The organism is Desemzia sp. AGC72, assembly GCF_057334175.1.
Genome location: NZ_JBHFIG010000002.1, coordinates 40,771 through 54,724 on the forward strand (window position 1 = coordinate 40,771; position 13,954 = coordinate 54,724).

12 protein-coding genes and 1 other annotated feature are annotated in these 13,954 nt (G+C 37.3%); of the genes, 11 read left to right on the forward strand and 1 reads right to left on the reverse strand.

Going from position 1 to position 13,954, the window contains the following annotated elements; all coding sequences use genetic code 11:
• Nucleotides 1–86 precede the first annotated feature (86 nt).
• Nucleotides 87–428: a hypothetical protein gene (locus tag ACE025_RS01710; RefSeq protein ID WP_485936841.1), complete on the reverse strand. Its 342-nt coding sequence runs from the start codon at nt 426–428 to the stop codon at nt 87–89.
• A gap of 200 nt (nt 429–628) precedes the next feature.
• Between ACE025_RS01710 and ACE025_RS01715 the strand changes: the two genes are divergently transcribed.
• The 11 genes from ACE025_RS01715 to pheT all read left to right on the forward strand — a co-directional run bounded on the left by ACE025_RS01715 (nt 629) and on the right by pheT (nt 13,933).
• The gene (locus ACE025_RS01715) at nt 629–1,414 is read left to right on the forward strand and encodes an SDR family oxidoreductase (RefSeq protein WP_485936843.1); all 786 of its coding nucleotides are present in this window, start codon (nt 629–631) and stop codon (nt 1,412–1,414) included.
• Nucleotides 1,415–1,637: 223 nt separating this feature from the next.
• The gene (gene gcvT, locus ACE025_RS01720) at nt 1,638–2,750 is read left to right on the forward strand and encodes a glycine cleavage system aminomethyltransferase GcvT (protein WP_485936845.1); all 1,113 of its coding nucleotides are present in this window, start codon (nt 1,638–1,640) and stop codon (nt 2,748–2,750) included.
• A gap of 33 nt (nt 2,751–2,783) precedes the next feature.
• Entirely contained in the window at nt 2,784–3,188 is a 405-nt protein-coding gene (gcvH, locus tag ACE025_RS01725) for a glycine cleavage system protein GcvH (RefSeq protein ID WP_485936847.1), read from the forward strand.
• 1 nt (nt 3,189) lies between these two features.
• A complete protein-coding gene (gene gcvPA, locus ACE025_RS01730) occupies nt 3,190–4,542 on the forward strand; it encodes an aminomethyl-transferring glycine dehydrogenase subunit GcvPA (RefSeq protein ID WP_485936849.1) in 1,353 nt (450 codons plus the stop codon).
• Nucleotides 4,535–5,989 carry an aminomethyl-transferring glycine dehydrogenase subunit GcvPB gene (gcvPB, locus tag ACE025_RS01735; protein WP_485936851.1) on the forward strand — a complete coding sequence of 485 codons (1,455 nt, stop codon included), beginning with the start codon at nt 4,535–4,537 and terminating at the stop codon, nt 5,987–5,989. Before gcvPA ends, gcvPB begins: the two co-directional genes overlap by 8 nt.
• A gap of 547 nt (nt 5,990–6,536) precedes the next feature.
• Nucleotides 6,537–7,982, forward strand: a complete 1,446-nt coding sequence (locus ACE025_RS01740; protein ID WP_485936853.1) for a peptidoglycan DD-metalloendopeptidase family protein — start codon at nt 6,537–6,539, stop codon at nt 7,980–7,982.
• A 172-nt stretch (nt 7,983–8,154) separates the two neighbouring features.
• Nucleotides 8,155–8,910 (forward strand): TrmH family RNA methyltransferase, encoded by a 756-nt coding sequence (locus tag ACE025_RS01745; RefSeq protein WP_485936855.1) that lies wholly within the window; start codon nt 8,155–8,157, stop codon nt 8,908–8,910.
• 160 nt (nt 8,911–9,070) lie between these two features.
• A complete protein-coding gene (locus tag ACE025_RS01750) occupies nt 9,071–9,619 on the forward strand; it encodes an HD domain-containing protein (protein WP_485936857.1) in 549 nt (182 codons plus the stop codon).
• Nucleotides 9,620–9,746: 127 nt separating this feature from the next.
• On the forward strand, nt 9,747–10,118 hold the full coding sequence (locus tag ACE025_RS01755) for a winged helix-turn-helix transcriptional regulator (protein WP_483089529.1): 372 nt from the start codon (nt 9,747–9,749) through the stop codon (nt 10,116–10,118).
• Nucleotides 10,119–10,182: 64 nt separating this feature from the next.
• Nucleotides 10,183–10,409, forward strand: a binding site (T-box leader).
• A gap of 55 nt (nt 10,410–10,464) precedes the next feature.
• Nucleotides 10,465–11,511: a phenylalanine--tRNA ligase subunit alpha gene (gene pheS, locus ACE025_RS01760; RefSeq protein ID WP_485936859.1), complete on the forward strand. Its 1,047-nt coding sequence runs from the start codon at nt 10,465–10,467 to the stop codon at nt 11,509–11,511.
• 4 nt (nt 11,512–11,515) lie between these two features.
• Nucleotides 11,516–13,933, forward strand: a complete 2,418-nt coding sequence (gene pheT / locus ACE025_RS01765) for a phenylalanine--tRNA ligase subunit beta (protein ID WP_485936861.1) — start codon at nt 11,516–11,518, stop codon at nt 13,931–13,933.
• Nucleotides 13,934–13,954 lie beyond the last annotated feature (21 nt).

The window sequence follows — 13,954 nt, forward strand, 5'->3', positions numbered from 1 at the left end:
CCTGTAGAATTTAAGTTGAATTTTTCAAAAAACCTCTAATTCGTTATGAATTAGAGGTTTTTTATCGATTAGATCTTAAAAGAAGTTTATCTTTTTTCGTTTTGTTTTTTGTAAATACTATAGATCTGCGGCAGCAACATAGGGTCTCTCATAGCCGTGTCTAAAAAAGATAGAATGGCGTCTATAACTTTAGTATCACTATTTTGTTCGAATATCTTTTTTAGTACAGAGTTATATGCATATAGATTGTCTATCATATGATAATAGTCCTCAATAAACAATCTCAAGTGGAAATTGTCTTGTAAAACTTCTTTAGTAAGTTGATTTCTCTTATGAAGATTTAAAAAATACTCTTCTTTAGTTATTGTTAACTTATTCACAAATTCTTCGATATCACGAGTTTCTTCATCTGAAAGGTTAAGGTTCATTTGCAAAAACTCCTCTATTCTTTAATTTTTTGTTTAAATAATACACTGAAACGGCCAATTCGTAAAGATATGAGGGAGCTATTTAAATAAATTTGTCACAAATTATGCAGAGGGATTAAGAGCCAGTTTTATTTTCTTTTAGTGGATTAATGCTATAATCTATGCAAATGCTTTTCAATATGTATTGGAGGATGAGAACAATGGATTTAGGGTTGGAAAATAAAGTTGTGTTAGTAGTGGCTTCCAGTAAGGGATTGGGGAAAGCTGTGGCGAAAGAATTGGCAAAAGAAGGTGCCAGAGTCATGCTGACGAGTCGTTGTGAGGAAAGTTTGCAAAAAGCAGCAAAAGAAATTGAAAATGAAACAGAAGGAAAAGTAGCATATTTTCCAGCAGATATTACAAAAGCTGATGATATCAAAGCATTAGTGAAAGAGACTAGGAAAAAATTGGGCAAAATCGATATTTTAGTCAATAATGCTGGTGGACCTCCTTCTGGAAATTTTCTGGATTTTGACGATGAAGATTGGGAAAAAGCATTTCAGTTGAATTTGTTTAGTTATATCCGTTTGATTAGAGAGGTGCTGCCTGATCTGAAAGAAGAAGGAGGAAAAATCTTGAACATTGCCTCTTCTTCTATCAAAGCAGTATTGCCAAATTTGATTTTATCCAATACATTTCGTAACGGCATCAATGGCTTAAGTAAATCGTTGGCTATTGAATTAGCATCAGATAAAATATTAGTGAACACGATTGGCCCAGGAAGAATCGCTACAGACAGAATTCAAGAATTGGACCAAGCAAAAGCTGACGATCAAAACCTTTCATTAGAGGAAGTTACAACTCAATCAGAAAAATCGATTCCGGCAGGTCGCTATGGAGAACCGGAAGAGTTTGCTAAAGCAGCTGTATTTTTAGTTTCCGGTGCCAATACTTATGTCACAGGACAGTCTCTTTTAGTAGATGGTGGAATGGTCACAGCTATTTGATGATGTAAAACCAGTTAAGGGAATTCTCTTAACTGGTTTTTTTTGAGAATAAAAAGATGGTGTAGAGGATCTAGTTTTAAGAAGTTATGAACTAACATTTCCCATAAAAAATAAATTCGATGTTCTTTCTGATTTATTTTTCAATAACGAAGGACTTTAGCAAATGATTATTTTATAATGAGGATAAGAAAAGAAAAATGTGAATAAGAATAGGAGGAGTATGATGTCTGAAATAGCTGATCTAAAGAAAACGCCATTGTATGAACACTATAGAGAAAATCAAGTGAAATTAGTTGATTTTGGAGGATGGGCGCTTCCGATCCAGTTTACCGGAATATTAGAAGAGCATACGGCTGTGCGAACTCATGCAGGATTATTTGATGTATCACATATGGGTGAAATTTGGGTTGAAGGAACAGAAGCGACAAGCTACTTGAACCGCTTGATGACGAATAATATAGCTGCTATAAAAGAAAATCAAGCTCAGTACAACGCTATGTGTAACAAAAACGGCGGTACGTTGGATGATTTAATCATATTCAAGTTGTCTCAAGAGAGTTACTTGGTCACTCCGAATGCTGCCAATACAGATAAAGTGTTTGACTGGATGAATCAGCACTTGCTAGAGGAGGAAGTTGCGATCAAGAATGATTCTGCTGAAATGGGACTGCTGGCTTTGCAAGGACCAAAAGCAGCTGCAATTTTACGCAAATTGACTTCTGAGAATTTGGACAATATCAACCCTTATCATTTTAAAGCGCATGCAATTGTAGCGGATGTCGAAAATGTGCTGATCTCCAGAACTGGTTATACAGGGGAAGACGGATTCGAATTATATACAGCTTTTGATAAAGTGGAAGAGTTATGGAAAAAATTATTGTCTGTTGGAGCAGAAGAAGGATTGAAACCATGCGGATTGGGATCACGTGACACACTGCGTTTAGAAGCAGGGCTCTCCTTATACGGGCACGAGTTGTCTGAAGATATCTCTCCAATAGAAGGTGGAATTGGATTTGCAGTGAAAATAAAAAAAACTGATGCATTTATTGGACAAGAAGAACTGAAAAGACAACGTAGTGAAGGGATTGAAAGATGTATACGTGGTTTTGAATTAGCAGATAAAGGAATAGCTCGAGAAAACTATCTTATCTATTCAGAGGATGGAAAAGAAATTGGGTATGTCACTTCAGGTACCAAGTCTCCTACATTGAATAAAAGTATAGGGCTAGCCCTGGTCGATTATCCATACAGTCAATTAGGAACAACGATTTATGTAGGCGTAAGAAAGAAAAAAATAGCAGCAAACATTATAGCCACACCTTTTTATAAACGTTGATAAAATAAAAAAGGTACGAAAGGAAGTTATCACATGACAACGACTAAAAATATTTATTTTACAAAAAATCATGAGTGGGTTTTACTTTTAGAAGACAACACAGCTCGTATGGGGATCACTCAATACGCAACAGAACAATTAGGAGATATCGTTTTTGTAGAAGTACCAGAATTAAATTCAGCAATCACTATGGAGGAAGAAATAGCTACTGTAGAATCTGTAAAATCAGCTTCTGAAATTTACGCGCCGCTTTCTGGGTCGGTTATGAGTGTCAATGAAGAATTGGAAGACAGTCCCGAATTGGTTAACGAAGCACCTTATGAAGCAGGATGGTTAGCTGAAATCAAATATACGGATACAGATCAAATTTCTCACTTGATGGATCAGTCTGCGTATGATGCTTATGTGAAAGAACTAAAAGAGGAAGAAGGTCAATAATGTGATAAATGAATTTCGTTATCTCCCAGACACTGAACAAGATCAAGCAGAAATGATGGAAGCTTTGGAAATTCAGTCTATCGATGAGTTGTTCAAAGACATTCCTCAAGAAATTCGTCTTAAAGAAGATTTAATTTTGACTGAAGCTGTTTCTGAATCAGCTTTAACGAAACATTTAAGAAAGTTAGCAGCATTAAATGTCCATTCTCATGAAGCAACTGTTTTTCTTGGAGCAGGAACGTATGATCATTACATACCCAGCGTGGTGGATCATGTGATTTCTCGTTCTGAATTTTATACAGCTTATACTCCTTATCAACCAGAAGCCAGCCAAGGAGAACTACAAGCCATTTTCGAGTTCCAAACCATGATCACGGAATTGACTGGAATGGAAGCTGCAAATTCATCATTATATGATGGATTTACTTCTCTTGGAGAAGCTGCTAATTTGTCGGTCGTGTCAACTAAACGGTCCAAGATTGTTGTCTCTAAGGGAGTACACCCGCAAGGTCGAGAAGTTTTGCAATCGGTCTCAAAAGGCAGGGAATTCCAATTAGAAGAAATCGCTTTAGCAGGTGATACAACAAATCTCTCTCAATTAGAATCTGCTGTAGATAAAAATACTGCTGCGGTTATTGTTCAATACCCGAATTTCTTAGGTTCGATAGAAGATCTGCAACGTATAAAAGAAATAGCGGCTAGCCAAAAAGTTTTATTTATCGTGATGGCTAATCCACTGGCGTTGGGAGTACTAGAGTCTCCGGGGAAATTCGGAGCAGACATTGTTGTTGGGGATATGCAGCCTTTGGGATTGGCTATGTCAGCTGGAGGTCCTCACTGCGGTTATTTTACTGTGAATAAAAAACACCTGCGTAAAATTCCTGGCCGTATCGTCGGACAGACGACTGATAAAGAGGGGAAACGAGGATTTGTTATGACCTTGCAGACTAGAGAACAACATATCAGAAGGGAAAAAGCTACATCGAATATGAGTTCAAATCAAGCATTGAATGCATTAGCTTCAGCAGTTTGTATGGCTGCGCTGGGGAAAAAAGGAATTCAAGAAATGGCTCAATTGAATGTAGAGAAAACAGATTACTTAGCTGACCAGTTGAGAAGCAAAGGCTTTAAGATTATCAATCAGTCTCCTTTCTTCAATGAATTTGCAGTAGAGCTGAAACATTCAGTTACAGAAGCATCTGCTGCTCTTTTAGATAAAGGAATCATTGGTGGATATGATCTAGAACCAGAGTATGGGATGAAAAATACGATGCTGTTGTGTGCGACTGATCAACGGACAAAAGAAGAAATAGATACTTTGGTTTCTGCATTGGAGGAAATCACTTATGAATGAATACGCAGATTTATTATTTGAAATTAGCCGTTCAGGCAGGAGAGCTTGCAGCCTGCCGCAAAGTGATGTGCCGGCTGTTTCATTAAAAGAAAAATTTTCAGAGACATTCACGCGTGAAGAACCTGCTAAATTACCTGAAGTATCAGAACCTCAGTTGATGAGACATTATACCGCTTTGTCCAATAAAAACTTTGGTGTGGACAATGGGTTCTATCCCTTAGGATCGTGTACAATGAAATACAATCCAAAAATCAATGAGGATGTTGCTCGATATGATGGATTCGCGCACATCCATCCACTGCAGCCGATGCAAACGCTTCAAGGTGCTTTTCAATTGATGTACGAATTGCAAGAAGATTTAAAAGTTGTCTCCGGCATGGATGAAGTTTCCTTGCAGCCAGCCGCGGGTGCGCATGGTGAATGGGCTGGGTTAATGATTATCAAAGCCTATCATGAAACGAATAATGAGTTGGATATTCGCCGGAAAATTTTAGTTCCCGACTCAGCGCATGGAACAAATCCAGCAAGTGCAGTCATTGCTGGATTTGATGTAATAGAGATTCCTTCAAATGAAGATGGAAAAGTTGATTTAGAAGCCTTGAAAGAGCAAGTAGGCCCGGATACAGCAGGATTGATGCTGACGAACCCAAACACATTAGGTATTTTTGAGAAAGATATTCTAGAAATGGCGGAGATCGTTCATGAAGTCGGCGGGTTATTATATTACGATGGCGCCAATTTGAATGCGATTATGGGAATTACGACACCAGGGGCTATGGGATTTGATATTGTCCATTTGAATTTGCATAAATCATTTAGTACGCCACACGGTGGAGGAGGTCCGGGATCTGGACCAGTAGGTGTGAAATCTTTCTTGACTCCATATCTGCCAGTACCTAAAATTGAGAAAAACGGTGAAGAGTTTGTGTTGAATTCTGACTACCCGCTTTCTATCGGAAGAATAAAAGGTTATTTTGGAAACTTTGGAGTAAATGTTCGAGCATATACTTACATCCGGACTATGGGCGGAAGAGGGCTTAGAAAAGTGTCCGAAAGCGCGGTCCTTCATGCCAATTATTTGCGTCATAGGTTAAAACCTTATTATGATTCCCCTTATTCTCAAGTATGTAAACACGAATTTGTGTTATCTGGGAACAGACAGAAAAAATTAGGTGTCCGCACAACAGATATTGCTAAACGATTATTGGATTTCGGCTACTATGCTCCAACGATCTACTTCCCATTGATCGTAGAAGAGTGTTTGATGATCGAACCTACTGAAACAGAAACGAAAGAGACGTTAGATGAGTTTGCTGAGGTGATGATCCAAATTGCCCAAGAAGTTGAACAGACTCCTGAAATAGTTACTCAAGCGCCTCACTACACAAGTGTTAAGAGACTAGATGAAGTGACTGCGGCAAGAAAACCTGTCATTCGGTTTGAATAAAATTTTTTCTGTAAAATAAGTTTTGTAATTATACAGGTGATTTTTTTCTTATTTGCAGAATAAAAAATTAAAAAAATGACTACTCATCAAATGAGTAGCCATTTTTTTTGCATAACTTTATGATGAATCACACTTTAATGAGAATTAGATTAAAATAAACGCCGTAACTTTTGAACACTTTTTGACTAACTTTTAGTTAATTTTTTTATGAAATAACAAACGATATCATAAGTTTTTCTTAATAAATAACATCTTTAAGCTTGTTAAATCAAGGAAACGATTGTATTTGAAAGCGCTGTCTGTGTTAAAGGCGAAAATGAACAAATTTTGAACTTTCCGCGCCAAATCAGGGTTTTTTGAATAGGAAAAAGACAGAAAGCGTTCTCGGTAATCGTTTCGTAACATTTGCGAGGTTTTGTTACACAACTAAAATCTTCTAACCATTTTTATATGCTATATTTTCATTAGCGAAAAAACACCCTATGATTTACTAAACTCTAAACTATAAAATTTACTAAAAAACGAAAAGATTGATGGAGGAAACAAATTGAAAAAGAAATTTATTACCGGTTTACTTGCAGCATCGTTATTTGTTAGCCCTGTAATTATGTCCACTTCAGTATCTGCAGATTCATTAGAAGAAATGCGTCAAGAAAAACAAAGATTAGAAAATGAAAACCAAAACATTCAAAACAATATTAATGTTAAAGAAGAAACATTGAAAACTTTGGAAGAAGAAAGAGCTGCATTAGAAGCAGACGTTGTAGGCTTGCAAAAAGAAATCGATAAAGTAGTTCGTGAACTTGCTGAACAAGAAAAAAAATTAAAAGCGGCTGAAGAAAAAGTTGTTCAATTGCAAAAAGAAATTGAAGAATTAAAAGTGCTTATTGCTCAACGACAAGAAAAAATCGACAATCAAGCTCGAGCTGTTCAAACTGACGGTAATTCAGCTAATTTACTCGATATTGTCATTTCTGCTGAAAGTCTTTCAGATTTATTAGGACGTATTGGTGTAGTCAATGAACTTGTAGATGCTAACCAAGAAATCGTGCTAGCTCAAATCGAAGATCAAAAAACTTTAGAAGCTAAAGAAGCAGAAGCAGAAGCGGAACGTGTAGCTATTGAAACATTAAAAGGCGAAATCGAGATGAACCGTGATACACTTGTTGCTCAAAAAGATGAGCTGGACAAGAAAATCATTGAAATAGCAACTCATTATGAAATGACAGAAGAACAAAAAAATGCTTTCATTAAAGAACAAGAAGTGATTGCTTCTAAAACAAGTACATTAAGTGCGGAAATGAAAGCTGAGCAAGATCGTATTATTGCTGAGCGAAGAGCTCAAGAAGAAAAAGAACGTAAAGAACTTGAGGCATTGGCCCATAAAGCAATGGAAGAAGAAAAAGCAGCTGCAGAAGCAGCTAAGAAAGCTGAAGCAGAAAAGGTAGCAACAAATTCAAGCAGTTCTAATAATTCAGCACCAAGCAGTTCTAATAATTCAGCACCAAGCAGTTCTAATAATTCAGCACCAAGCAGTTCTAATAATTCAGCACCAAGCAGTTCTAATAATTCAACACCAAGTAGCTCAAGTTCTTCTCAGTCTAGTTCAGGATTCATTCGACCATCAGGCGGGTATGTAACTTCTCACTTCGGATATCGCTTCCACCCAATCAAACATGCAAATATATTGCATGCGGGTATGGACTTCGGCGGCGGCGGCCCAATCGTTGCAGCTCAAGGTGGTACAGTGGTTAAAGCTCAGTACAACAGCGGCTGGGGTTGGTATGTGAAGATTGATCATGGAAATGGATTAGCTACACTATATGCGCATATGGTACAAGGTAGTTTACGTGTAAGTGTTGGACAAAAAGTTTCTCAAGGTCAACAAATTGGAACTATGGGGACAACTGGTTCTTCAACAGGAGTTCACTTGCACTTTGAAGTTTACAAAAATGGAGTTCCTACAAATCCAGCACCATATTTAGGAATGTAATTTAATTTTCAAAAAACACAATCATATAAAATAAAAAGGAGGGGGACTGTTGTTCCTCTCCTTTTTTTAGTACACTAATATAGAAGTCAATAAAGAATGCCCATAGTATAGTAGTAGAAAAGCAAGCAGGAAACGGAAAAGTTCTTAAAGGCATTATAGAGGAGAAGGCAGCATGGAAAAAATATTATCAAAAAAAAATGAGCGTGTAAAAAAATGGAAAAAATTGCACACAAAAAAAGAAAGAGATACTTCAGCTATCTATTTGGTCGAAGGATTCCATTTAGTTTCAGAAGCTCTTCAATACGGAGCTTCTGTCGAAGAGATTTTAATTTCTCAAGAAATAAAAGAGGAATTGTATCCTGATTTTCCTCAAGAAAGTATGGTTTTGATTTCTAAGGAAATTGCCTCTTATTTAAGTGATACAGAATCACCTCAAGGCATTTTTGCGGTAGTGAAAAAAGAGGACCATCCTGTACCTGAAGAATTCACCAAACCTCATTTATTTTTAGACAACGTCCAAGATCCTGGAAATGTCGGAACAATGATTCGCACGGCAGATGCAGCAGGGTATGGTGGAGTAGTCTTAGGTAAAGGAACAGTAGACTTATATAATAGTAAAGTTTTACGTTCTACACAAGGAGGTCATTTCCATTTTCCTGTCTATCAAGGAGAACTAACGGAATGGTTTGAAAGATTCAAAGCTGCAAATTTTCCTATTTATGGAACAGAGCTGAATGTAAATGCTGTTTCTTATAGAAATATTGCTGCACCTGGTGTATATGGTTTGGTAATGGGGAATGAGGGCAAAGGGATGAATCCAGAATTATTGAAGCAAACGACTAAGAATCTCTATATTCCTATTGAAGGTCAAGCAGAGTCTTTGAATGTTGCTGTTGCAGCAGGTATTTTGATGTTTTCTCTAAGGTAATTTTTTGATAATGCGAAAAATTACAGAATATGACGAAATTGGTAATTCTTTGATAAAAATTAGTGAAACTAAAGGAATTCGCTTTAATTTATCTCCTAAAGCATGTATGATAAGAAACATCTAAAATAGTAATCCAATAACAGATAAAGGAAGTTCTTGAATGACATATGCTAGTTGGAAATTAGACGCTGAATACATGGCTTTGATTGAAGATTTGCTTCAATATGAAGAAGTACAAAGTTTACAGACTATTACTCATCATCATTTCTCTACGAGATTAGAACATTCACTTAGTGTTTCTTATACCAGTTATAAGATCGCCAAAAAATTAAATCTTAATTGCCGAGCAGTCGCACGTGCGGGATTATTGCATGATTTTTTCCATGAAGACAGAAAATCTTTTGCAGCTACGTATGAAGGCTATTCTCATGCTTCTCACCATCCTCATGTTGCTTTGCAGAATGCCCAATCATTAACTGAATTAACTGAATTAGAATGCGATATTATTGTAAAACATATGTGGTTAGCGTCTCCTGCATGTATTCGTAAATTGCCTAAGTTCAAAGAAAGCTATATAGTGACTATGGTTGATAAATATTGTGCTACTAAAGAAGTCTTGACGCCACTTCCTAAAGTCATTAAAACAAGAGTACAGTTTAAAGCTAAAAACGTATGGAATCGATTGAAATTGGATGGAGCGTCTTCGTAAGATAAATAATCCCATTTAACCGTACAACAAATGGGATTATTTGCCGAGAAATACGCAGAAAATCCGGAACGTTTACTTACTATTAATAACTATATATGATATACTATATGAAAAAGAGGTGAGAAGTATGATTACCGTTAATGAACAAAACGAACAACAAATCGAATGCGAATCCAGACAAAAAATGATTTGCCCTAAGTTTGAGCGCACATTTGCATTATTGGGTAAAAAATGGATAGGTCTTATCATCGATGTATTATTAGATGGTCCTCGTCGTTTTAAAGATATTGCTTCTGCTATTCCAGAAGTCAGTGACCGAGTATTGGTAGAACGTTTAAAAGAACTAGAAAAAGAAGGTATCGTTATGCGTACAGTTGATCCAGACGCTACCATGCGTGTAGCTTATGCATTAACTGACAAAGGAAATGCTTTTAAAGGCGTTATGAATGAAGTTCAATTATGGGCAGACAAATGGGTCTCAGCTGAAGACTGCAATTAATACTCTAAATACGCTTGACGTAAGCCTTGATATTCAGTTAAACTAAATAAGAATTGAATATAGAACAGAAACGATGATGGAAAAGAGTAATTTGAGAGATTTTTTAAGAGAGCAGATGTCGCTGGCTGAAAACATTTGTAGAAATGCTCAAATGAAGTTCACTTCCTGAGTTGACTTTGGGATTTACTAAACGTAATGAAAAAAGTTCCGGTATGCGCCGTTATGCAGTTGAGTGTAAGTCATATAGACTTAAACTAGGGTGGTACCGCGAATATGAGCCTCGTCCCTTTTATAGGGATGGGCTTTTTTTGTGTTCAAAAAATAATTAATAGACAGGAGCAGAAAAATGGAAATAAAGACGAAACTTGAATCGTTACAAACAGAAGCGTTGAATGAAATTCAAGCAGCGGATGATTTAAAAACATTGGACCATGTGCGTGTGGCATACCTTGGGAAAAAAGGTTCGATCACTGAAGTATTGAGAGGAATGAAGGATCTTGATCCTACTGAGCGTCCCGTAATCGGAGCTTTAGCAAATGTGGTTCGTGATGCTATCCAAGCTGCCTTGGATGAAAAAAAAGAGTCTTTGGAGTCTGAAGCGATACATCAAGCGTTATTAGAAGAAACGATCGATGTTACATTGCCTGGCAAAAAAGTCGCTAAAGGTCAGAGCCATGTGTTGACACAAATCATGGAAGAAATTGAAGATTTATTTATGACGATGGGGTACCAAGTCATTGAAGGACCTGAAGTTGAAGAAGATAATTATAACTTTGAGCGCATGAACCTGCCGAAAGATCATCCGGCACGAGATATGCAAGATACTTTTTACATCACAGATGAAGTTCTACTAAGAACTCATACTTCTCCTGTACAAGCCCGTACAATGGACAAGCATGATTTCTCAAAAGGACCATTAAAAATGGTGAGCCCTGGTAAAGTTTACCGTAGAGACAACGATGACGCGACTCATTCTCACCAATTCAACCAAATTGAAGGACTTGTCATTGCTGAAGAAGTGAGTATGGCTGATTTAAAAGGAACTTTGAACGTTTTTGCGAAAAAATTATTTGGTGCAGACCGAGAAATTCGTTTGCGTCCAAGCTACTTTCCATTTACAGAGCCTTCTGTTGAGATTGATGTGAGCTGTTTCAAATGCGGCGGACAAGGCTGTAACGTTTGCAAACACACCGGCTGGATCGAAATCTTAGGCGGCGGAATGGTTCATCCAAACGTACTAGAAATGTCCGGGATCGACTCTTCACGCTATAGCGGATTTGCTTTTGGTTTAGGACCAGAACGAGTAGCAATGTTAAAATATGGAATTGATGATATCCGTCATTTCTATCAAAATGATTTGAGATTCTTAAATCAATTCAAGGTAAAGGAGTAGAAAGATGAACGTATCCTATAAATGGTTATCAGAATATTTAAACTTAGATTCAATTACTCCGGAAGAATTGGCAGAAAAACTAAGCCGTACCGGTATTGAAGTAGAAGATGTCACAATCCCGCAAGATGGGTTGAAAAAAATCGTGGTAGGTCATGCTTTATCTGTAGTGGATCACCCAGATTCAGATCACTTGCATATTTGCCAAGTAGATATCGGAGAAGAAGAACCTTCTCAAATCGTCTGTGGAGCACCAAATATTGCAGCTGGTCAAAAAATCATCGTAGCTTTACCTGGATCACGTATAACAGGTAATAAAAAAATCAAAAAAAGTAAAATGCGTGGAGAAGTTTCAAATGGAATGGTCTGTTCATTAGAAGAATTAGGGTATTCAGACAAAGTAATTCCTAAAAAATATGCTGACGGGATTTATGTTCTTCCAGAAGATGCTGTTCCAGGTGAAGAAGTATTCTCTTATTTAGCTATGGATGATGCGATCTTAGATTTATCTGTTACTGCAAATAGAGCGGATGCGTTAAGCATGCGCGGCGTAGCTTATGAAGTTGCTGCTGTATATAATCTTAAGCCTAGTTTTAAAGAAGTGGTTCTTACAGAAGATTCTTCTGACAATGTTGAGGAGTATATGTCTGTATCTGTTGAAGACACTGCAGATGCACCAATCTATACGATTCGTGTGGTCAAAAATATCAAAGTAAAAGAAAGTCCAATGTGGCTGCAAACTAAATTAATGAATGCAGGTATTCGTCCTTTAAACAATATCGTGGACATCACAAACTATATTTTATTAGAATACGGGCAACCGTTACACGCATTTGACTATGACCAATTAAATTCAAAAGAAATTTTAGTTCGTCGTGCAAAAGAAGATGAAGTACTGGTCACTTTGGATGAAGAAGAACGGACATTGTCTTCAAACAATATCGTCATCACTGATGGTCGAAAGCCGATAGCATTAGCAGGAGTAATGGGCGGATTGGATTCACATATTACAGATGATACGGTAACAGTAGCTCTAGAAGCCGCTTTATTTGAACCTATCTCGATCCGTAAAACAGCTAAAGAATTAAACTTGCGCAGTGAGTCTAGTTCTCGTTTTGAAAAAGGGATCAATCTGGCAACATTGCAACAAGCTAGTGAGCATGCAGCGGCATTGATGGCTGAGCTTGGAGAAGGAACAGTTGTTTCTGGCGTAGCTTCTGTAGATACAGTAGAAGTAAAAGACAGCGTGGTTACGACTACATTAGGGAAAATAAATCGTTCACTAGGAACAGCTATTTCTGCAGAAGAAATCGAACAAATTTTTCATCAATTAGGTTTCGGAGTGACCATTTCAGATGAAGAGGTTACAGTAGTAGTTCCTCCTAGACGTTGGGATATTCACATCGAAGCGGATTTGATCGAGGAAGTTGCGCGTATTTATGGTTACGACCGACTACCTTCGACGCTTCCAACAACAGAATCGCTTCCAGGAGGATTGACAACGAAACAACGTTTGGTACGCCATACAAGACGTTTCTTAGAAGATGCAGGATTAGCTCAGGCAATCAGCTATGTGTTGACTACACCTGAAAAAGCAAGCCGCTTTATGATGAGAGAAAGTGACATGACTCAATTAGAAATGCCTATGAGTGAAGAGCGAAGTACTTTGCGAATGAATCTGATCAGCGGTTTATTGGATGATGTACAATATAATCTTTCTCACAACAATCAAAATGCAGCCCTTTATGAAACTGGACGAGTATTCTACAAAGATCCTAGTCAAACACTGCCAATCGAAGAAGAACATTTAGCTGGCGTGGTAACTGGATCAATGAGTGAGAAAGACTGGCAAGGTGAAGGAGATAAAGTAGATTTCTATGTTCTAAAAGGTATTTTAGGGGAATTATTGACCACTTATGGATTGGTTGGAGAAATCGAATATCTACATGATACCAACCGATCAGATATGCATCCCGGGCGTACAGCGACTATTTTGCTAGATGGCCAAGAAGTCGGATTTATAGGACAAATTCATCCTGTAACAGCAAAAGAGCTGGACATCAATGAGACATATGCTTTTGAACTGAATTTAGAGGCGATCGTCCAAGCAGAAAAAGAAGCTACGGTGTATCGCGGAATTCCTAAATATCCTGGTATGACACGAGATGTAGCTTTATTGGTAGACGATACAGTGACAAACCAGCAAATCGTAGATGTTATTCTTGAAAAAGGTGGGAAACACTTGAAACATGTCAGATTATTTGACCTTTATCAAGGGGAACATATTGCTCCTGGTAAAAAATCAATGGCTTATACTTTAGCTTATTTAAACCCGGAAGCAACATTGCAAGAGGAAGAAGTTACAAAAGCTTTTGAAGAAGTGAAGGAAGCAATTGTCACTCAATTGAAGGCAGAAATTCGTTAAGAGGACAAAAAAAGGTCAAAC